The organism is Pseudomonas sp. R5-89-07 (assembly GCF_003851685.1).
Classification (GTDB): Bacteria; Pseudomonadota; Gammaproteobacteria; order Pseudomonadales; family Pseudomonadaceae; genus Aquipseudomonas.
On sequence record NZ_CP027727.1, the window covers coordinates 5,969,902 to 5,990,174 of the forward strand.

Here is a 20,273-nt window from a genome sequence, read left to right on the forward strand (position 1 = left end):
AAGTGTCTTTTTTGGCGCCTTCTGCGCCATGCCCTCTATGTTTCGTCGCATTAGGATGAGGCGATGAACTGCGTCAGCGCATGTGCGCGGCTTCCAGCGCCAAGCTCATGTTCATCCCCACGAGCCCGGCTTTTGCCGCCGCATAGGCTGCCTCACCCAAGTTGCTGACGCGGGTGCCGGTCGTAGAGCTGATATAGACGATGCGTCCATAACGACGATTCTGCATCCCCGGCAACACTGCTCGGGTCAGCAAAAATGCAGTGGTCAGATTACGGGCAATAGGGTTGTTCCAGACATCGACGCTCGTATTGGCTACGTCGGAGAACACCTCGGCTTCACCCTTAATCGCCATACCCGCGTTGTTCACGAGCACATCGATTTGCCCCCATAGCGATCCAGACCATTTCACCAGTTCGACGCCTTTACCAGTATCGTTGAAGGTGGGACGGACTATCTATAATGGGTCGTTTTCTGCCTCTCGCGACGGGCAGAAAACGTACAGAAGCCTTCATTCACTTTCCATGTAAAGCCTCGCATGGCCTAACCGATGATCATCACAATGCAGTTCATTCATGTCGCAGTGATCTGGGGATTCAACATTGGCGGCAAGTAGATAAATGTTCTTTCCTATTATGTCTAGAATTCCTGACGTAAAATGCTTTTGGCCAGTTAATGTCTAGGAAATTAGATGCTATGCGACTCTACATTCAATCGGATCAAGTGCTCGCCGCCACAGTAGGCGCACACCTTCAAACGCTGCGGTTGAAGAGGAACATCAGCCTTGAGACCGTAGCGGAGAACGCGGCGATCAGCCGGCAGACCCTGCACCTGATGCTAAATCAAGGCAAAGGCACCTTGATCAATCTGATCGCCGTTTTGCGCGCCCTCGGCGAGTTGGAGCGCCTGAGTTCGTTGTTGGAGGAGGTGCGGCCCAGTCCGCTTCAAATCATGCGCATGGAAGGCAAAAAGCGACAGCGCGCCTCCGGCTCTCGTGTTACCTCCGAGGAAGCCAGGGCGGAAGTTGTTCACTCCAGCAAGCACAAAAACCGCGATTGGTGATGAAAAAGCGTGCAGTCCATCTCTGACTTTTTGATGATAGTGAGTCGTGCATCTTGCCAAAATCAACGTGGCTGATCTCGTAAACCTATTGCCGCCTGTAGATACCCGGCGGTGCATTCTTAACGCGTTGAGGTTGAGGTTGAGGACCTTTTTTCTTTGGTCGCTCAAAATTACAGCAGGGATAATACACCGGCCGCCAATCCCACATCCCCCAAATTTCTTTAGCGGGGAAAGGGCAACTCCAATATCCCACACCAAATTCATAGTTCTCTTCAACGAAATGTGTTGATTCCTGGTGGCCTGCGATATAAGTCGACCACAGAGACTCGATCGGCCGAATTTCGTCCCCGTAAGCTTTCACATCAGAGACGAAGTCAGCAAAACTTTCATAGGTTTCGACTATCGCTTTAATTATAAAATCAGTGGGTTCATCAAGAGGGAGCCTGTTTTTAGACCTAGATTTTTTGACAACTCCAAGCCGCCTTTCAATATTATCTCCAATATTCCTGTCGGATAAAAAATTCCAGATTTTTTGCTCAAATACTCCGTCTTGATGGATTTTTTCATTTAAGACCGCGAGAACCGCCTCCTCCGAAAGGTGATGGGTGAATGACAGAATCTCCTGAAAAATCTGCGCTTTCTTCAACTCAAATGGATCTGTGTTCAGCGTCACAGGGCTATCTTTTAGATGTCGTCCCTCACAGGTCTTCCACATCACCCCCAGACTATGACCTCCATGGGAAAACTGTTTGTCACAAGCCGGGCAGCGTTTGACTAGCTCTACATTGTGCTCCGCACAGACTTTAAGCTCACAACAGTGAGCACGCCGCCAGAAAGAAAATCCTAAGCGTTCAATATCTTCTGCAACACAAACCGGACAAAAACCTGAAGGTTTTCTAATTGACTCATAGCAACGTGAATAGCTTATATATTCGTTCCTTGAGTAAGAGACATCTTGAGTATTTTTAAAAACTGCCGTGAAAGGATAGTTAGTATGCGTGTGCAGAATTTTGTTCAAGCCGTAACAGCCAGACCATCCCAGCAATTCGGCAAGTGTCAAAATATCTGCCCGTGAGGGACTATTTGGAAACGTCCGAAATACGTCCTCGGAAGAACGTTTTCCTTTAATAAAAAGAGTCCGCTCCACAAAGGAACGCACAGTCTCCTCTGGCTGAATCGCTAGGATCATTTTGGGCTTTCAAACGTTGAGCTTCGCCCAGAGTAGGGAGGAGCGGAGGAAAGCGTCGCTAGCTACCGAACCCGCGGGGCACAGGCGCTAGCGACAGACTTTATTTAGTTCCGACAGACTTTATTTCGTAGGATCACTTTTGGGTACATCAGTAAGGCTTACTCCACCGTCACCGACTTCGCCAGGTTGCGTGGCTGGTCGACGTCGGTGCCTTTAAGCACGGCAACGTAGTACGACAGCAGCTGCAGCGGAATGGTGTAGAGGATCGGCGACAGCGTGTCGTGGATGTGCGGCATGTTGATCACGTGAGTGCCTTCGCCGTTGGTCATGCCGGCCTTTTCGTCGGCGAACACGATCAACTGGCCGCCACGGGCGCGTACTTCCTGCAGGTTGGATTTGAGCTTTTCCAGCAGCTCGTTGTTCGGCGCCACGGTGACCACTGGCATATCGTCATCCACCAGGGCCAATGGGCCATGTTTCAGCTCGCCGGCCGGGTAGGCTTCGGCGTGGATGTACGAGATTTCCTTGAGTTTCAGCGAACCTTCCATTGCCACCGGGTACTGTGCGCCACGGCCGAGGAACAGGGTGTGGTTCTTGTCGGCAAACAGCTCGGCGACTTTTTCCACGGTGCTGTCCATGGCCAGGGCTTCACCCAGGCGGGTTGGCAAACGGCGCAGTTCTTCCACCAGGGTGGCTTCGACGCCTTCGGCCAGGGTGCCGCGCACTTGGCCAATGGACAAGGTCAGCAACAGCAGGCCGACCAGCTGGGTGGTGAAGGCTTTGGTCGAGGCTACGCCGATTTCACGGCCGGCCTGGGTCAACAGGGTCAGGTCGGACTCGCGCACCAGGGAGCTGATGCTGACGTTGCAGATCGCCAGACTGCCGAGGAAGCCCAGCTCCTTGGCGTTACGCAAAGCGGCCAGGGTGTCGGCGGTTTCGCCGGACTGGGAGATGGTCACGAACAGGGTGTCGGGCTGCACCACCACCTTGCGGTAGCGGAATTCGCTGGCGACTTCGACCTGGCACGGGATGCCGGCCAGTTCTTCCAGCCAGTAACGCGCAACCATGCCGGCGTGGTAGCTGGTGCCACAGGCGACGATTTGCACGTTGCGCACTTTAGCGAAGAGCTCGGCGGCTTGTGGGCCGAAGGCGTTGACCAGCACTTGGTTCTGGCTCAGGCGACCTTCCAGGGTGCGCTGCACCACGGAGGGCTGTTCGTGGATTTCCTTGAGCATGAAGTGGCGGAACTCGCCTTTGTCGGCGGCTTCGGCGCCATCGCGGTATTGCACGGCTTCGCGCTCGACGGACTGACCGTTCACGTCCCAGATCTGTACGCTTTCACGGCGGATGTCGGCGATATCGCCTTCTTCCAGGTACATGAAGCGGTCGGTGACCTGACGCAGGGCGAGTTGGTCGGAGGCGAGAAAGTTTTCCCCCAGGCCGAGGCCGATCACCAATGGGCTGCCACTGCGCGCGGCAACCAGGCGGTCAGGTTGGCTGGCGCTGATCACGGCCAGGCCGTAGGCGCCGTGCAGTTCCTTGACCGTGGCCTTGAGGGCGGTGGTCAGGTCGCTGTGGTCCTTGAGCTTGTGGTTGAGCAGGTGGGCGATGACTTCGGTGTCGGTGTCTGAAGTGAACACATAGCCCAGGCTCTTGAGTTGTTCGCGCAGCACTTCGTGGTTTTCGATGATGCCGTTGTGCACCACCGCCAGGTCGCCCGAGAAATGCGGGTGAGCGTTACGCTCGCACGGTGCGCCGTGGGTGGCCCAACGGGTGTGGGCGATGCCGAGGCGGCCTACCAGCGGCTCGCCGGCCAGGGCCTGGTCCAACTCGCTGACTTTGCCCGGGCGGCGCGTACGCTCCAGCTTGCCGGCGTTGGTGAAGACGGCCACACCGGCGCTGTCGTAGCCACGGTATTCGAGGCGCTTGAGGCCTTCGATCAGGATGGCGGTTACGTTACGTTCGGCAACTGCGCCAACAATTCCACACATGGTATTTCTCCTAGATGACTGCCGCGCATATCAGCGTAATGCCGCGGGCTTGGATCTGGTCGCGGGCCTCGAGCGGCAGGCGATCATCGGTGATAAGGGTATGGACGCTGCTCCAAGGCAGTTCCAGGTTGGGAATCTTGCGGCCGATCTTGTCGGATTCGACCATCACCACGACTTCGCGGGCGACCTCGGCCATGACGCGGCTCAGGCCCAACAACTCGTTGAAGGTGGTGGTACCGCGCTGCAAATCGATGCCGTCGGCGCCGATGAACAGTTGATCAAAGTCGTAGGAACGCAGCACCTGCTCGGCGACCTGGCCCTGGAACGAATCCGAATGCGGGTCCCAGGTGCCGCCGGTCATCAGCAGCACCGGCTCATGCTCCAGCTCGCTCAAGGCGCGGGCCACGTTCAGGGAATTGGTCATGACCACCAGGCCGGGCTGATGGCCCAGCTCAGGAATCATTGCGGCGGTGGTGCTGCCGCTGTCGATGATGATGCGCGCGTGTTCACGCAAGCGCCCCACGGCCGCACGGGCAATGGCGCGTTTGTAGGCCGAGACCGGTTGCGCCGCATCGCCCACCAGTTCCTGCGGCATGGTGATCGCGCCACCGTAGCGGCGCAGGAGCAGGCCGTTACTTTCAAGCGCGGCCAAGTCCTTGCGGATGGTGACTTCCGATGTTTCGAAACGCTTGGCCAGTTCGTCCACGCTGACTTCGCCCTGTTCATTGAGCAAGGTCAGGATGTTGTGGCGACGCTGGGGGGTATTTCGTTTCGACATGGTGATGATAAGTTTCGTTTCGAAAGATAACGAAGGCAATCAAAACCTATTCGGAACACATCGTCAAGCGTTTGGAAGAGATTCTTCAAGCGACACGGGCCAATGTGGGAGGGGGCTTGCCCCCGATTGCGGTGAATCAGCTTGAAAAATCATCGACTGAAAGTCCGCTATCGGGGGCAAGCCCCCTCCCACATTAACGCTGTGGATAACTCAGGTTTTTTTGATTTTGACTGGGCGTTTCCAACCGTCGATGTTGCGTTGGCGTGCACGGGCGACCGCCAGTTGAGACTTATCAACATCCTGGTTGATGGTTGAGCCGGCTGCGGTGTTGGAACCATCACCGATAGTGACGGGGGCGACCAGTGAGTTGTTGGAGCCGATGAACACGTCTTCACCAATGGTCGTCTGGTACTTGTTGGCGCCATCGTAGTTGCAGGTGATTGCGCCGGCACCGATGTTGCTGCGGGCGCCAATCACCGCGTCGCCGAGGTAAGCCAGGTGGCCAGCTTTGGCGTCATCACCCATATGTGCATTTTTCAGTTCGACGAAATTTCCCACGTGTGCCCTAGCACCCAGCACCGTGCCCGGACGCAGCCGCGCAAACGGACCCGCATCGCTGCCCTCGCCCATCACCGCGCCGTCGATATGACTGTTGGCCTTCACCACCACGCCTTTGCGCAGCGTGCTGTCCTTGATCACACAATTGGGGCCAATCACCACGTCGTCTTCGATAACCACCCGGCCTTCGAGGATCACGTTGATGTCGATCAGCACGTCGCGGCCCACGGTCACCTCGCCACGCACATCGAAACGCGCCGGGTCGCGCAAGGTCACGCCCTGGGCCATCAGGCGGCGGCCTTCACGCAGCTGATAGTGACGCTCCAGTTCGGCCAGTTGCTTACGGTCGTTGGCGCCCTGCACTTCCATCGGGTCGTGGGGCTGTTCAGTGGCAACCACCAGGCCATCACTGACCGCCATCTCGATGACGTCAGTGAGGTAGTACTCGCCTTGGGCGTTGTTGTTGGACAGTCGGCTCATCCAGTCGGCCAGGCGATCGGCAGGCACCGCGAGGATACCGGTGTTGCCTTCGGTGATGGCACGCTGGGCTTCACTGGCGTCCTTGTGTTCGACGATGGCCGCTACCTTGCCCTCGGCGTCACGCACGATGCGCCCGTAGCCGGTGGGGTCGTCCAGCTCAACGGTGAGCAGGCCCATCTGGCCAGGCACCACGTGCTTGAGCAGGCGTTGCAGGGTTTCCACTTCGATCAGCGGCACGTCACCGTACAGGATCAGCACGGTGTCAGCGGTAATGAACGGCACCGCTTGGGCGGTGGCGTGGCCGGTGCCCAGTTGCTTGTCCTGCAATACGAAATTCAAGTCGTCTGCGGCCAGACGCTCGCGTACCACATCGGCACCGTGCCCGATGACCACGTGAATGCGCTGCGGGTCCAACTGCCGGGCACTGTGGATAACATGGCCCAGCATGGAATTGCCTGCGACAGGGTGCAGCACCTTGGGCAGGGCCGAGCGCATGCGGGTGCCCTGGCCTGCGGCGAGAATTACGATTTCAAGAGACATGAATGGCTACCAATCCTGGGCGGTCCGACTTCAGACCAAAGAAGTGTTTTGCAAAAAAAGAAAAAGGGTAGCCGAGGCTACCCTTTTTAATCAATCACGCGTGAAGCGTAACGGCAACGCCGCTTACTTCTTGCGGATCTGCTGGAGCGTCCGCAGCTGGGCTGCGGCTTCGGCCAGACGAACTGCAGCAGCGCTGTAGTCGAAGTCTGCACCTTTTTCGTTCAGCGCCTTCTCGGCAGCCTTTACGGCTTCCTGAGCAGAGGCTTCATCCAGGTCGCCAGCACGTTGCACGGTGTCGGCAAGTACCTTGACCATGTTCGGCTGAACCTCGAGGAAACCACCGGAGATGTAAAACACCTCCTTTTCCCCGCCTTGCTTGGTCAGAGTGATCGGACCTGGCTTCAAGCTGGTGATCAACGGCGCGTGGCCCATGGCAATACCCAGGTCACCGAGTTCGCCGTGTGCAATCACCATTTCTACCAGACCGGAGAAGATTTCCCCTTCCGCGCTGACGATATCGCAATGGACTGTCATAGCCATCTGATTGCCTCAACCTGATGAGCGCCCGTTGCCGGGCGCCAGGATTACAGTTTCTTGGCTTTCTCGATCGCTTCTTCGATGCCGCCGACCATGTAGAACGCTTGTTCTGGCAGGTGGTCGTAGTCACCGTTGAGGATGCCTTTGAAGCCAGCAATGGTGTCTTTCAGGGAAACGTATTTACCCGAGGCACCGGTGAAGACTTCAGCCACGAAGAACGGCTGCGACAAGAAACGCTGGATCTTACGAGCACGGTTTACCAACTGCTTGTCGGCTTCCGACAGCTCGTCCATACCCAGGATCGCAATGATGTCCTTCAGTTCTTTGTAGCGCTGCAGCACGTACTGAACGCCGCGAGCGGTGTCGTAGTGCTCCTGGCCGATCACGTTCGGGTCCAGTTGGCGCGAAGTCGAGTCGAGTGGATCGACCGCTGGGTAGATACCCAGGGATGCGATGTCACGGGACAGAACGACGGTGGCGTCCAAGTGGGCGAAGGTGGTGGCTGGCGACGGGTCGGTCAAGTCATCCGCAGGTACGTATACCGCTTGGATCGAGGTGATCGAACCTTCCTTGGTCGAAGTGATACGTTCTTGCAGAACGCCCATCTCTTCAGCCAGGGTCGGCTGGTAACCTACTGCAGAAGGCATACGGCCCAGCAGTGCGGATACTTCGGTACCGGCCAGGGTGTAACGGTAGATGTTGTCGACGAACAGCAGAACGTCGTTACCTTCGTCACGGAACTTCTCGGCCATGGTCAGGCCGGTCAGTGCTACGCGCAGACGGTTTCCCGGCGGCTCGTTCATCTGACCGTAAACCAGTGCCACTTTGTCCAGAACGTTGGAGTCCTTCATCTCGTGGTAGAAGTCGTTACCCTCACGAGTACGCTCACCCACACCGGCGAACACGGAATAACCGCTGTGCTCGATGGCGATGTTACGGATCAGTTCCATCATGTTTACGGTCTTGCCTACACCGGCACCACCGAACAGACCGACTTTACCGCCCTTGGCGAACGGGCAAACCAGGTCGATAACCTTGATGCCGGTTTCCAGCAGGTCGTTGCCGCCCGCTTGTTCAGCGAAGGATGGCGCAGGACGGTGAATGCCCCAGCGTTCTTCGGTGGCGATCGGGCCAGCTTCGTCGATCGGGTTGCCCAGTACGTCCATGATCCGGCCCAGGGTCGCTTTACCGACCGGTACGGAGATGGCTGCGCCAGTGTCGACAACGTCCAGACCGCGCTTCAAGCCTTCGGTGGAACCCATCGCAATGGTACGAACTACGCCGTCGCCCAGCTGCTGCTGAACTTCCAGAGTAGTTTCCGCGCCTTGTACTTTCAGCGCGTTGTAGATGCTCGGTACGCTGTCGCGTGGGAATTCCACGTCGATAACGGCGCCGATGATTTGAACGATACGTCCGCTACTCATAGCTGGATCCTCTGAATATTTGAACCGTTAAACCGCGGCAGCGCCGCCGACGATTTCCGAGATCTCTTGGGTGATCGCAGCCTGACGCGCCTTGTTGTAGATCAGCTGCAAATCGCTGATCAGATCACCGGCGTTATCGGTAGCGTTTTTCATCGCGATCATCCGCGCCGCTTGTTCAGCTGCGTTGTTCTCGACCACCGCCTGGTACACCTGCGACTCCACGTAGCGCACCATCAAGCCGTCAAGCAGCTCTTTGGCGTCTGGTTCGTAGAGGTAGTCCCAGTGGTGCTTGAGTTCCTGATCCGGAGTCGCCACCAGTGGGATCAATTGCTCCACGGTTGGCTGCTGGGTCATGGTGTTGATGAACTTGTTGGATACCACGGACAGGCGGTCAATCCGGCCTTCCAGGTACGCATCCAGCATCACCTTCACACTGCCGATCAGATCATTGATCGACGGCTCTTCACCCAGGTGGCTGATAGCTGCAACGACGTTACCGCCGAAGTTACGGAAAAAGGCCGCACCCTTGCTACCAACAACACACAGATCGATCTCGACGCCTTTTTCGCGGTTTACCGCCATGTCCTTGACCAGGGCCTTGAACAGGTTGGTATTCAGACCACCGCACAAACCACGGTCACTGCTCACTACCACATAACCCACACGCTTGACTTCGCGGTCGATCATGAACGGGTGGCGGTATTCCGGGTTGGCGTTGGCCAGATGCCCAATTACCTGGCGGATACGCTCCGCATAAGGACGGCTAGCAGCCATGCGCATTTGTGCCTTGCGCATTTTGCTGACCGCCACTTTTTCCATGGCGCTGGTAATCTTTTGCGTGCTTTTGATGCTCGCAATCTTACTGCGAATCTCTTTTGCGCCTGCCATGTAACACCTATCAGGTTAGCAAGCGGGAGCCTTGCGGCTCCCGCTGCGGCTTACCAGGTTTGGGTGGCCTTGAACTTCTCGATACCGGCTTTCATGCCAGCGTCGATATCGTCATTGAAGTCACCCTTCACGTTGATCTTCGCCATCAATTCGGCGTGATCGCGGTTGAAGTAAGCAATCAGCGCTTGTTCAAAGCTGCCGACCTTGGCGATTTCAACGTCGGTCAGGAACCCACGCTCAGCGGCATACAGCGACAACGCCATGTCAGCGATCGACATTGGGGCGTATTGCTTCTGCTTCATCAGCTCGGTAACGCGCTGACCATGCTCAAGTTGCTTGCGGGTCGCTTCGTCCAGGTCAGAAGCAAACTGGGCGAATGCCGCCAGTTCACGGTACTGAGCCAGAGCGGTACGGATACCACCGGAGAGCTTCTTGATGATCTTGGTCTGAGCGGCACCACCCACACGGGATACCGAAACACCGGCGTTCACTGCAGGACGAATCCCTGAGTTGAACATGGCCGATTCCAGGAAGATCTGACCGTCGGTGATGGAAATCACGTTGGTCGGAACGAACGCGGAAACGTCGCCAGCCTGGGTTTCGATGATCGGCAGTGCGGTCAGGGAACCGGTTTTGCCGGTCACTGCGCCGTTGGTGAACTTCTCTACGTACTCTTCGGAAACGCGGGATGCGCGCTCCAGCAGACGGGAGTGGAGATAGAACACGTCGCCTGGGTAGGCTTCACGGCCTGGTGGACGGCGCAGCAGCAGGGAAATCTGGCGGTAAGCCACTGCTTGCTTGGACAGATCGTCATAAACGATCAGCGCGTCTTCACCGCGGTCGCGGAAGAATTCACCCATGGTGCAACCGGAGTACGGTGCCAGGAATTGCAGCGCAGGAGATTCCGAAGCACTGGCAGCCACGATGATCGTGTTGGCCAGGGCGCCGTTTTCTTCCAGCTTGCGAACCACGTTGGCGATGGTCGATTGCTTCTGACCGATCGCTACGTAGACGCAGAAAATGCCGCTGTTCTTCTGGTTGATGATCGCGTCGATCGCCAGAGCGGTTTTACCGATCTGACGGTCACCGATGATCAGCTCACGCTGGCCACGGCCGACCGGGATCATGGCATCGACAGCCTTGTAGCCAGTCTGTACAGGCTGGTCTACCGACTTACGCCAGATCACGCCTGGAGCAACTTTCTCGACCGCGTCGGTCTCGGTGTTGCCCAGTGGACCTTTGCCGTCAACAGGGTTACCCAGTGCGTCGACTACGCGACCCAGCAGTTCCTTACCCACCGGAACTTCCAGGATGCGGCCTGTGCACTTGGCGCTCATGCCTTCAGCCAGACTGGTGTACGCGCCCAATACAACGGCACCTACGGAGTCTTGCTCCAGGTTGAGGGCCATACCGTAGACGCCGCCCGGAAACTCGATCATCTCGCCGTACATAACGTCGGCCAGACCGTGAATCCGCACGATGCCGTCAGATACGCTGACGACAGTGCCTTCGTTACGGGCTTGGGAGGTCACATCGAGCTTGTCGATGCGGCCCTTGATAATTTCACTTATTTCGGAAGGATTGAGTTGCTGCATTGCTCTGCTGCCCCTTCAAACTCAAGATTTCAATGCTTCGGCAAGTTTCGCGATTTTGCCGCGAATCGAGCCATCGATAACCAGGTCGCCGGCACGGATAACGACACCACCAATCAGGGATGCGTCCTCCGAAGCTTGCAGGCGCACTTCCCGATTGAGTCGTGCACTGAGAACCTTGGCGAGTTTGTCTTGCTGTTCTTGGTTCAATGCAAAAGCACTGGTCACTTCAACGTCTACCGATTTCTCTGCTTCGGCCTTGTACAGGTCGAACAGAGCGGCGATCTCCGGCAACAGCGGGAGACGGTCGTTTTCGGCAATGACGTGAATGAAGTTCTGCACTTTCACATCAAACTTGTCGCCGCACACTTCAATAAAAGTGGCGGCCTTGTCTGCGCTCGTCAGGCGCGGGGCCTTGAGCACGCGCTGCATGGTGTCGTCTTGCGACACTGCTGCAGCCAGGCCGAGCATGGCTGACCAAGAGGCCAGCTGCTGGTGGGCCTGGGCGTGCTCGAAGGCTGCCTTAGCGTAAGGTCGGGCCAACGTGGTCAGTTCTGCCATGATCGCCCTCGCTTAAATTTCAGCAGCCAGTTTGTTAACCAGCTCCGCGTGCGCGTTTTGATCGATTGTGGCACCGAGGATCTTCTCAGCACCGCCGACCGCCAGAGCACCCAGTTGGGCACGCAGCGCGTCTTTGACGCCGTTCAGTTCCTGTTCGATCTCGGCATGAGCCGAAGCCTTGACACGGTCAGCTTCGACGCGGGCTTTTTCAACAGCCTCTTCGACGATCTGGTTACCGCGCTTCTTGGCTTGCTCAATGATCTCGGCTGCCTGTGCTTTAGCTTCGCGCAGTTGCTGACCCACTTTCTCGTGGGCCAACTCCAGGTCGCGAGCTGCACGGCTGGCAGCGTCCAAACCATCCGCGATCTTCTTCTGACGTTCGTGCAAAGCCGCGATGACCGGAGGCCACACGAACTTCATGCAAAACACTACAAAAATGAAGAACGCAACGGATTGGCCAATCAGGGTTGCATTAATGTTCACGCCAACACCTCGCTCATTCGTTGTCCATCACCCTAATCACTCGAAAAGTCGAGTGATTAGCCAGCGAGTTGACCAACGAAGGGGTTCGCGAAGGTGAAGAACAGGGCGATACCAACGCCGATCATGGTTACGGCGTCGAGCAGGCCGGCAACGATGAACATTTTAACTTGCAGCATTGGAACCATTTCTGGCTGACGCGCTGCGCCTTCCAGGAATTTGCCGCCCAGCAGGCCGAAACCAATGGCAGTACCCAGGGCGCCCAGGCCGATCAACAGTGCAACAGCGATAGCGGTTAGACCAACTACAGTTTCCATCTTTCCTCCCGACTTTTACGTCGTATGGTTTAGGTTTTTTAGATTTTAAAGCGGTAAAACAAATCGTTTCATAGCCCTGAAGGGCCACCTTCCCGTTTGACCGGGAAGGACATCAGACTAGTCGAGACTGGTCTTAATGGTTCTCTTCGTGCGCCATCGACAGGTAGACGATGGTCAGCATCATGAAGATGAAGGCCTGCAGGGTGATGATCAGGATGTGGAACACAGCCCACGCCCACTGCAGAACAATGCCCAGGCCACTAAGCCAGAGCAGACCGCTGCCGAACATCACAGCGATCAGAATGAACACCAGCTCGCCGGCATACATGTTGCCGAACAGTCGCAAGGCCAGGGAAATCGGCTTGGCAACCAGGGTCACGAATTCCAGCAGGAAGTTCACCGGGATCAGCAGGGCTTGAACGAAGATGTTCTTGCTGCCGAACGGGTGCAGGGTCAGTTCGCCAATGAAACCGCCGATGCCCTTGACCTTGATGCTGTAGAAAATGATCAACGCAAATACCGACAGGGCCATGCCCAGGGTAGCGTTCGGGTCAGTGGTCGATACGGCACGGAATGGAATGTGCGGATCGCCAGAGATCGCCATGGCCAGCTGAGGAATCCAGTCAACCGGGATCAGGTCGACGGCGTTCATCAGGAACACCCAGACGAAGATGGTCAGTGCCAGCGGTGCGATCACCGGGCTGCGGCCATGGAAGCTGTCTTTCACGCTGCCATCGACGAATTCGACCAATACTTCAACGAAGTTCTGCAACGCACCTGGCTGACCGGAAGTCGCCTTCTTTGCCGCCATGCGGAAAATCAGGACAAAGATCAGGCCCAATGCGACCGACCAACCCAGAGTATCCAGGTGGAAAGCCCAGAAGCCCATTTCCTTGGCTTCTGCTGCGGTGTGGGCGAAGCCCCAGCCGCCGTTGGGAAGCTGACCGAAGGTCAGGTTCTGCAAGTGGTGCTGGATATAGCCCGAAGCGGTTGTTTCTGCCATGGTTGCCTCAAACGCCCTAAGGTTTCGAAAGTCTTGTTTTCATTAGCAGGGGAGCGAACCAGCTGACCAGTTGGGTCAACACGAAGACGCCGAATACAGCCAGCGGCGCCAATGGCTTCACACCTGCAAAGGTCAGTGCGAACAGCACTGCCGTCAAAATCAGTTTCCCCGCCTCGCCGGCATAAAAGGACCGGACGATAGCCTGGGCTGCTCGGGCGCCGGAAAACCGAAAGGCCCTGTGAGCAAAATACATATTGGGCAGCAAGGCTATCAGGCCTCCGCAGAGTCCGGAATATCCGGCTACGACTCCATGCCAGTACCAAAGCGCCAATGCGGCGATCAGCAAAATGACAAGTTGAGCCAATAGAACCGGAAAAACGGCCAAGCGATGGAACGGCAACGTGTTTGGCGTGCGGGTTTCCATCACTCTTGCTCCTCAATGGTCGGCTGCCGGAAATCAATAACTTGGCATACTTTGTGCCGACAAAATGCGCGCAGAGTATAGGGGCGGTTCTGCCCCTATTCAACTGCCGGGTAGTGATTTCCGATCACGCGCTACATGAGTAAATGTTTCAGCGAATGTTTCAACGGATATGGGCAAGGACGCCTTGAAGCTCGTCGAGGGAGTTATAGCCGATGATCAATTGCCCTTTGCCTTTCTTGCCGTGGCGAATTTGCACCGCAGAGCCTAGCCGTTCCGCCAGCCGCTGCTCGAGGCGGGCGATATCCGGATCAGCCTTGGCGGTTTCGACCGGTGCAGGTTTGCCACTCAACCATTGGCGAACCAAGGCTTCGGTCTGACGAACGGTAAGCCCGCGTGCGACAACGTGTCGCGCCCCTTCAACCTGTTGATTTTCCGGCAAACCGAGCAAAGCGCGGGCATGACCCATTTCCAGGTCGCCGTGGGACAACATGGTCTTGATGACTTCCGGCAGCGCGATCAACCGCAGCAAGTTGGACACGGTCACGCGGGATTTACCCACCGCATCGGCCACTTGTTGCTGGGTCAACTGGAATTCGTGCTGCAACCGTTGCAACGCGATCGCTTCTTCGATCGGGTTGAGGTCTTCACGCTGGATGTTTTCGATCAGCGCCATGGCGATGGCGGTTTCATCCGGCACATCGCGAACCATCGCCGGGATGGTTTCCTTGCCCGCCTGCTGACTGGCGCGCCAGCGGCGTTCACCGGCGATGATTTCAAAGCGGCCACTGCCGATCGGGCGTACCACGATCGGTTGCATTACGCCCTGGGCCTTGATCGAGTTGGCCAGCTCTTCGAGAGCCTGAGGGTCCATGTCCCGGCGCGGCTGGTATTTGCCGCGCTGGATCAGGTCCAGGGGCAAGTGCTGCAGCTCACGTTCATCGGCCTGCACCGCTTGCTCTTCCAGCGAAGTGACGGTCGGACCACTCAGGAGTGCATCCAGTCCACGTCCGAGACCTCGTTTTTTGACGGCCATGGGGATTCCTTAAGTTGGCTGGGCAGCAGCGGTGCGTGAATTGCGACGTTGGCGACGCACCATCTCGCCGGCCAGCGCCAGGTAGGCAATGGCACCACGGGATGACTTGTCGTAGGCCAGCGCCGGCATGCCGTAGCTTGGCGCTTCGGCCAGGCGAATGTTGCGAGGAATCACCGTGTCGTAGAGCTGATCGCCGAAGTGTTCCTTGAGCTGCGCCGACACATCGTTCATCAGGCTCAGACGCGGATCGAACATGGTCCGCAGCAAACCTTCGATCTGCAACTTCGGGTTGAGCAGTTCGGCGATACGCTTGATGTTATCCACCAGGTCGCTCAAGCCTTCGAGCGCGTAGTACTCGCACTGCATGGGGATAATCACCCCATCGGCGGCCACCAGGGCGTTGAGCGTGAGCATCGACAGGGACGGCGGGCAGTCGATCAGGATGTAGTCGTAGTTCTCACGGATCGGCGCCAGGGCGCTGCGCAGACGGCTTTCTTTCATCTGCATTTCCAGCAACACCACTTCCGCCGCAGTCAGGTCGCGGTTGGCCGGCAGCAGTTGGTAACCGCCGTGCTCGGAATAGTGCATGGCCTGGGCCAGGTCGCACTCGCCGATCAGCAAGTCGTAGACCGAGTTTTCCAGGCCGTGTTTATCCACACCGCTACCCATGGTGGCGTTGCCTTGTGGATCGAGATCGATCAACAGCACCCGACGCTTGGTAGCGACCAGGGATGCTGCGAGGTTGATGCAGGTGGTGGTTTTGCCCACGCCACCTTTCTGGTTCGCAATCGCGAATACCTTAGCCATTCTTGCTTGTGTTCCCAATCATGCCGTGCGGCGCAGTATCAGCAGATGGCGTTGGCCTTGGCAACCGGGTACGGCCAAGGCGTGTTCGCTATCGAGGTGGAAGTCTGCCGGCAATGCTAACAGCTCGTCGCTTGGATGGACGCCCTTCATTGCCAGCCAGCGCGTGTCGCGGTCGCCCAGGTGGCGTGTCCAGTTGCTGAAGTTCTCCATGCTGCTGAACGCCCGGGAAACAATTCCGTTGAAGGGCTGCTCAGGCGTGAAGGCTTCGACGCGACTGTGGATAACTTGCAGGTTGTCCAGCTTGAGTTCGAGTTTGACCTGGGTCAGGAAGCGGGTTTTCTTGCCGTTGCTGTCCAGGCAAGTGACCTGCGACTCCGGGAACAGGATGGCCAGCGGAATGCCAGGCATGCCGCCGCCACTGCCGACGTCCAGCCAGCGACCGTTTTCGATAAACGGCATCACGCTCAAACTATCGAGCAAATGGCGCGAGACCATTTCGTCCGGATCGCGCACTGCCGTCAGGTTGTAAGCCTTGTTCCACTTGATCAACAGGGCCAGATAGCCCATCAGCAAGGCGTGCTGGGCTTCGGTCAGGTCGACGCCCAACTGGCGCGCACCTGTGGATAACTCTTCGGCGTGTTGCGAGGTGACCAACGAACTCAAGCGCTTTGCTCCAACTGACGGCCCGCGCCGCGTTTTTTCAAATGAATCATCAACAGTGAGATAGCTGCCGGAGTGACACCCGGTATGCGCGAGGCCTGGCCAAGTGTTTCAGGCCGAGTTATCCCCAGCTTGCTTTGAATTTCCTTCGACAGCCCGGAAATCCCGGTGTAGTCGATATCCACGGGCAGCTTGGTGTCTTCACTGGCGCGCAGGCGAGCGATCTCGTCCTGCTGACGGTCGATGTAACCGGCGTACTTGGTCTTGATTTCGACCTGCTCGGCGACCTGTGGATCTTCTGCGCCGCCACCGGTCACTTCGACCAGGCCGGCGTAATCGATTTCCGGACGGGATAGCAGGTTCAGCAGGTTGTATTCGTGAGTCAGCGGTGTGCCGAATTTTTCGGCGATCGCATCACCCTGTTCAGTGCCAGGGCGAACCCAGGTGCTTTTCAGGCGCTGCTCTTCAAGCGTGATGCTCTCGCGTTTTTTGCAGAAGGCCGCCCAGCGCGCGTCGTCGACCAAACCCAGCTCGCGTCCTTTTTCGGTCAAGCGCAGGTCGGCATTGTCTTCACGCAGGATCAGACGGTATTCGGCCCGGGACGTGAACATCCGGTACGGTTCCTGGGTGCCCAGGGTAATCAGGTCATCGACCAATACGCCGATGTACGCCTCATCTCGGCGCGGGCACCAGCTGTCTTTGCCCTGCGCACGCAATGCAGCGTTGGTACCGGCCAGCAAACCCTGGGCGCCGGCTTCTTCGTAACCGGTGGTGCCGTTGATTTGCCCGGCAAAGAACAGACCGCCGATCACTTTGGTTTCCAGGCTGTACTTCAGGTCACGCGGGTCGAAGTAGTCGTACTCGATGGCGTAGCCAGGGCGAACGATATGGGCATTTTCCATGCCGCGAATCGACTGCACGATCTGGATTTGCACGTCGAACGGCAAGGACGTGGAAATTCCGTTCGGGTACAGCTCGTGGGTGGTCAAGCCTTCGGGCTCGATAAAGACCTGATGGCTTTCCTTGTCGGCAAAGCGATGGATCTTGTCTTCAATCGATGGGCAATAACGCGGGCCGATGCCTTCGATCACCCCGGAGTACATCGGCGAACGGTCGAGGTTCGCGGCGATGATTTCATGGGTGCGGGCATTGGTATGGGTGATCCAGCAACTGACCTGTTTCGGGTGCTGTTCCTTGGAGCCCATGAACGACATGACCGGGATCGGTGTGTCACCGGCTTGCTCGGTCATTACCGAGAAATCTACAGAACGCCCGTCGATTCGCGGCGGGGTTCCGGTTTTCAAGCGGCCGACACGCAGTGGCAGTTCACGCAGCCGTTTTGCCAGGGCAATCGACGGCGGATCACCGGCGCGGCCACCGGAGTAGTTCTGCATGCCAATGTGGATAAGTCCACCAAGGAAGGTGCCGGTGGTCAGCACCACGGACTCTGCGAAGAAACGCAGGCCCATTTGCGTAACGACACCGCGTACCTGGTCCTGCTCGACGATCAAATCGTCCGCAGCCTGTTGAAATATCCACAGGTTAGGCTGGTTTTCCAGGGTTTCGCGCACCGCAGCCTTGTACAGGATGCGGTCAGCTTGTGCCCGAGTGGCGCGTACGGCCGGGCCTTTACGGCTGTTCAGTACACGAAACTGGATACCACCTTTGTCGGTAGCCATGGCCATCACGCCGCCAAGGGCGTCGATTTCCTTGACCAGGTGGCTTTTGCCGATGCCACCAATGGCAGGGTTGCAACTCATGGCGCCGAGGGTTTCCACGTTATGCGTCAGCAACAGGGTTTTTACGCCCATGCGTGCTGACGCCAGTGCTGCCTCGGTACCGGCATGACCGCCGCCGATGACGATCACTTCAAAACGGGAAGGGAAATCCACCACGCACCTCGTGCCTGCTTATGTAGGTAATCAGGAATTGTTTGTTGAATGAGTTTTAGAGCTTTGGCGGCAAGTATAGGGACTTAGCCCTGCCTAAAGAACCCTTTGCACAAAATTTAACCAGTTGTGGATAAATCGCGGACAATAGAAATTAAAAGAGAGAAATTTATTAAATCTTTGTTTTTATGTTTATTTCTACTGAGCATGTTTTCTGTGGATAGATCTCCGTAGGCCTTTATCTACTTTGTGTACAGCGATTCAAAAGGTTGTGGTCATGTGCCAATGAGGGGGTTGGATAAGTGGCGTAAGCCTGTGGATTAAAGTGATGGTTATCCACAGCGGGCTTTTCCCTCAGGTTTAAGGCGTGGTTATCAACTGGGCCCAAGGGCGGTTATTCACAGGGCTTAACTCACTAAAACCGCAGGTTCAATGTCGATTCAACGGTGGCTTCGGCGCCAAAGACATCTATTGTGGGAAGACATAAGGGCGGTTAATAATAGCGATTATCATTAACCCCCCTTGTCGCGCCTATGTCCCCTCCTTCTCACACGGAAGCTGTGCAGCACATCTATGAGCAACACCATTCGTGGTTGCATGGGTGGCTTAAAGGTAAATTGCATAACGCCTGCGATGCGGCCGATGTGGCCCACGATACGTTCGTGCGTATTCTGGGCGGACGAAACGCCGTACAAATCCTGGAGCCCCGGGATTACCTGGCGACAATCGCAAGGGGCCTGGTGATTGATCGCTATCGTCGGCATGCCATCGAGCAGGCTTATAAGCAAACCCTGGCGGAGCGTCCTGAAGCCACCGCCATCAGTGAAGAAGACAAGGCGATCATCATCGAAACCTTGGTGGCTGTGGATAAGGCACTGTCTGGTTTGGGTGAACGTGCACGGCAGATCTTTATGCTGTCGCAGATCGAAGGGCTGACTTATCAGCAGATCGCCGATCAGTTGCAGGTGTCATTGACCACCGTGAAGAAACACATGATCCGTGCGCTGACCGAGTGTTCACTGATCATGGCCAGTTTGTGATGCCGGCACCTGACCGTGAGACATTCGAGGCGGCTGCCAGTTGGTACGTGCAGTTCCAGGCACAATCGCCGACGCCCGCCGAGCGGCTGGCCTGGCAACAATGGCTCAACGGAGACCCTTCCCATGAGGCTGCCTGGAACCAGCTTGAGCAGCTTCAGCGCAGCCTTGGCGCCTTGCCCCAGGACCTCACACGCCGCGCGTTGACCACCACGCAGCAACGCCGGCAAGTCCTCAAGTGGATGCTGGTGCTCGGCGGCACCGGGTATCTGGGCTGGAATGTGCAACAACATACGTCCCTGGGGAACGTATGGGCCGACTACCGAACGCCTGTGGGTAAACGTCGACGTATCGAACTGGCCGATGGTACTCAGATCGACCTCAACACCAATACGGCCATTGATGTGATGTTCGACTCGCGCCAACGGTTGATCCGCCTTCGCGAGGGTGAAGTACTTATCCACAGCGGCAAACGCGGAGGGCAAACACCCTTTTATGTGGAGACTCATCATGGTCGGGTCGAGGCGTTGGGCACCCGGTTTACGGTGCGTCTGTTAGCCGATTCCACTCGGGTGGGCGTTCTGGAAGACCGGGTCCAGCTGTCCCCAATCGATCAGCCGGACCACAACCGAACCCTTGGCACCGGCGAAAGCGCAGATTTTGATCGACGCAGCATAGGCGTTACCCAGGGTTATGGCAGAACACAAGCGGCCTGGGTCGACGGCCAATTGGTTGTACTCGATGCCAGGCTGGGCGACGTCATCGATGAATTGGCGCGCTATCGCCCGGGTTTGCTGCAGTGTGACCAAGCCTCAGCTCGCCTGCGTGTTTCCGGCGCGTTCCGGCTGGATTCCACCGATGCGGTATTGGCCAACCTGCAAGCAACCCTGCCGATCCAGGTGAACTATTTCACGCGCTATTGGGTGTCGGTCAAACGAATCGGTTAAGTGGAAAAAATTATTCACAGGGGGTTATCTTTTTTTGGCCTGGTTCGGCCCTGCTGGTAATCACGACGCTATTTTCAGG

General features: G+C 57.0%; 20 protein-coding genes and 1 pseudogene. 3 read left to right on the plus strand and 18 right to left on the minus strand.

Going from position 1 to position 20,273, the window contains the following annotated elements; genetic code table 11:
- Nucleotides 1-85: 85 nt before the first annotated feature.
- Nucleotides 86-415 (minus strand): annotated as a pseudogene (locus C4J94_RS27405) (SDR family NAD(P)-dependent oxidoreductase); the annotation flags it as partial.
- A gap of 278 nt (nucleotides 416-693) precedes the next feature.
- Between C4J94_RS27405 and C4J94_RS27410 the strand changes: the two are divergent.
- The gene (locus C4J94_RS27410) at nucleotides 694-1,059 is read left to right on the plus strand and encodes an XRE family transcriptional regulator (protein WP_124388882.1); all 366 of its coding nucleotides are present in this window, start codon (nucleotides 694-696) and stop codon (nucleotides 1,057-1,059) included.
- Nucleotides 1,060-1,144: 85 nt separating this feature from the next.
- On the opposite strand, the gene C4J94_RS27415 is transcribed toward C4J94_RS27410, so the two are convergent.
- The 17 genes from C4J94_RS27415 to mnmG form a co-directional block, all read right to left on the minus strand.
- Complete coding sequence (locus tag C4J94_RS27415; RefSeq protein ID WP_124388883.1) at nucleotides 1,145-2,248, minus strand: TniQ family protein; 1,104 nt, start codon at nucleotides 2,246-2,248, stop codon at nucleotides 1,145-1,147.
- 158 nt (nucleotides 2,249-2,406) lie between these two features.
- Nucleotides 2,407-4,239, minus strand: coding sequence for a glutamine--fructose-6-phosphate transaminase (isomerizing) (glmS, locus tag C4J94_RS27420; RefSeq protein ID WP_124388884.1), 1,833 nt, complete (start codon nucleotides 4,237-4,239; stop codon nucleotides 2,407-2,409).
- A 10-nt stretch (nucleotides 4,240-4,249) separates the two neighbouring features.
- Nucleotides 4,250-5,017, minus strand: coding sequence for a DeoR/GlpR family DNA-binding transcription regulator (locus tag C4J94_RS27425; protein ID WP_124388885.1), 768 nt, complete (start codon nucleotides 5,015-5,017; stop codon nucleotides 4,250-4,252).
- A gap of 210 nt (nucleotides 5,018-5,227) precedes the next feature.
- Complete coding sequence (glmU, locus tag C4J94_RS27430) at nucleotides 5,228-6,595, minus strand: bifunctional UDP-N-acetylglucosamine diphosphorylase/glucosamine-1-phosphate N-acetyltransferase GlmU (protein ID WP_124388886.1); 1,368 nt, start codon at nucleotides 6,593-6,595, stop codon at nucleotides 5,228-5,230.
- A 123-nt stretch (nucleotides 6,596-6,718) separates the two neighbouring features.
- Complete coding sequence (locus C4J94_RS27440) at nucleotides 6,719-7,135, minus strand: F0F1 ATP synthase subunit epsilon (RefSeq protein ID WP_003177061.1); 417 nt, start codon at nucleotides 7,133-7,135, stop codon at nucleotides 6,719-6,721.
- A gap of 44 nt (nucleotides 7,136-7,179) precedes the next feature.
- Nucleotides 7,180-8,556: a F0F1 ATP synthase subunit beta gene (atpD, locus tag C4J94_RS27445; RefSeq protein WP_032857187.1), complete on the minus strand. Its 1,377-nt coding sequence runs from the start codon at nucleotides 8,554-8,556 to the stop codon at nucleotides 7,180-7,182.
- Between the two features lie 27 nt (nucleotides 8,557-8,583).
- Nucleotides 8,584-9,444 (minus strand): F0F1 ATP synthase subunit gamma, encoded by an 861-nt coding sequence (gene atpG / locus C4J94_RS27450; RefSeq protein WP_010207685.1) that lies wholly within the window; start codon nucleotides 9,442-9,444, stop codon nucleotides 8,584-8,586.
- A gap of 50 nt (nucleotides 9,445-9,494) precedes the next feature.
- Nucleotides 9,495-11,039, minus strand: coding sequence for a F0F1 ATP synthase subunit alpha (atpA, locus tag C4J94_RS27455; RefSeq protein WP_003177064.1), 1,545 nt, complete (start codon nucleotides 11,037-11,039; stop codon nucleotides 9,495-9,497).
- 21 nt (nucleotides 11,040-11,060) lie between these two features.
- Entirely contained in the window at nucleotides 11,061-11,597 is a 537-nt protein-coding gene (locus tag C4J94_RS27460) for a F0F1 ATP synthase subunit delta (RefSeq protein ID WP_003195833.1), read from the minus strand.
- A 12-nt stretch (nucleotides 11,598-11,609) separates the two neighbouring features.
- Complete coding sequence (locus C4J94_RS27465; RefSeq protein WP_003195835.1) at nucleotides 11,610-12,080, minus strand: F0F1 ATP synthase subunit B; 471 nt, start codon at nucleotides 12,078-12,080, stop codon at nucleotides 11,610-11,612.
- A 56-nt stretch (nucleotides 12,081-12,136) separates the two neighbouring features.
- Nucleotides 12,137-12,394: a F0F1 ATP synthase subunit C gene (gene atpE / locus C4J94_RS27470; RefSeq protein WP_002555987.1), complete on the minus strand. Its 258-nt coding sequence runs from the start codon at nucleotides 12,392-12,394 to the stop codon at nucleotides 12,137-12,139.
- Nucleotides 12,395-12,527: 133 nt separating this feature from the next.
- Nucleotides 12,528-13,397, minus strand: a complete 870-nt coding sequence (gene atpB, locus C4J94_RS27475; protein WP_124388887.1) for a F0F1 ATP synthase subunit A — start codon at nucleotides 13,395-13,397, stop codon at nucleotides 12,528-12,530.
- Between the two features lie 16 nt (nucleotides 13,398-13,413).
- On the minus strand, nucleotides 13,414-13,821 hold the full coding sequence (locus C4J94_RS27480; RefSeq protein ID WP_043048220.1) for a F0F1 ATP synthase subunit I: 408 nt from the start codon (nucleotides 13,819-13,821) through the stop codon (nucleotides 13,414-13,416).
- A gap of 160 nt (nucleotides 13,822-13,981) precedes the next feature.
- A complete protein-coding gene (locus C4J94_RS27485) occupies nucleotides 13,982-14,854 on the minus strand; it encodes a ParB/RepB/Spo0J family partition protein (RefSeq protein WP_124388888.1) in 873 nt (290 codons plus the stop codon).
- Between the two features lie 9 nt (nucleotides 14,855-14,863).
- A complete protein-coding gene (locus tag C4J94_RS27490) occupies nucleotides 14,864-15,661 on the minus strand; it encodes a ParA family protein (protein ID WP_124388889.1) in 798 nt (265 codons plus the stop codon).
- Nucleotides 15,662-15,679: 18 nt separating this feature from the next.
- Complete coding sequence (gene rsmG / locus C4J94_RS27495; RefSeq protein WP_124388890.1) at nucleotides 15,680-16,324, minus strand: 16S rRNA (guanine(527)-N(7))-methyltransferase RsmG; 645 nt, start codon at nucleotides 16,322-16,324, stop codon at nucleotides 15,680-15,682.
- Nucleotides 16,321-18,213, minus strand: a complete 1,893-nt coding sequence (mnmG, locus tag C4J94_RS27500; RefSeq protein ID WP_124388891.1) for a tRNA uridine-5-carboxymethylaminomethyl(34) synthesis enzyme MnmG — start codon at nucleotides 18,211-18,213, stop codon at nucleotides 16,321-16,323. Before mnmG ends, rsmG begins: the two co-directional genes overlap by 4 nt.
- A 530-nt stretch (nucleotides 18,214-18,743) precedes the next feature.
- On the opposite strand from mnmG, the gene C4J94_RS27505 reads away from it, so the two are divergent.
- Together C4J94_RS27505 and C4J94_RS27510 are read left to right on the plus strand one after the other, a co-directional pair.
- A complete protein-coding gene (locus C4J94_RS27505) occupies nucleotides 18,744-19,250 on the plus strand; it encodes a sigma-70 family RNA polymerase sigma factor (protein ID WP_124388892.1) in 507 nt (168 codons plus the stop codon).
- On the plus strand, nucleotides 19,250-20,194 hold the full coding sequence (locus C4J94_RS27510) for a FecR domain-containing protein (RefSeq protein WP_124388893.1): 945 nt from the start codon (nucleotides 19,250-19,252) through the stop codon (nucleotides 20,192-20,194). Before C4J94_RS27505 ends, C4J94_RS27510 begins: the two co-directional genes overlap by 1 nt.
- Nucleotides 20,195-20,273: the final 79 nt, after the last annotated feature.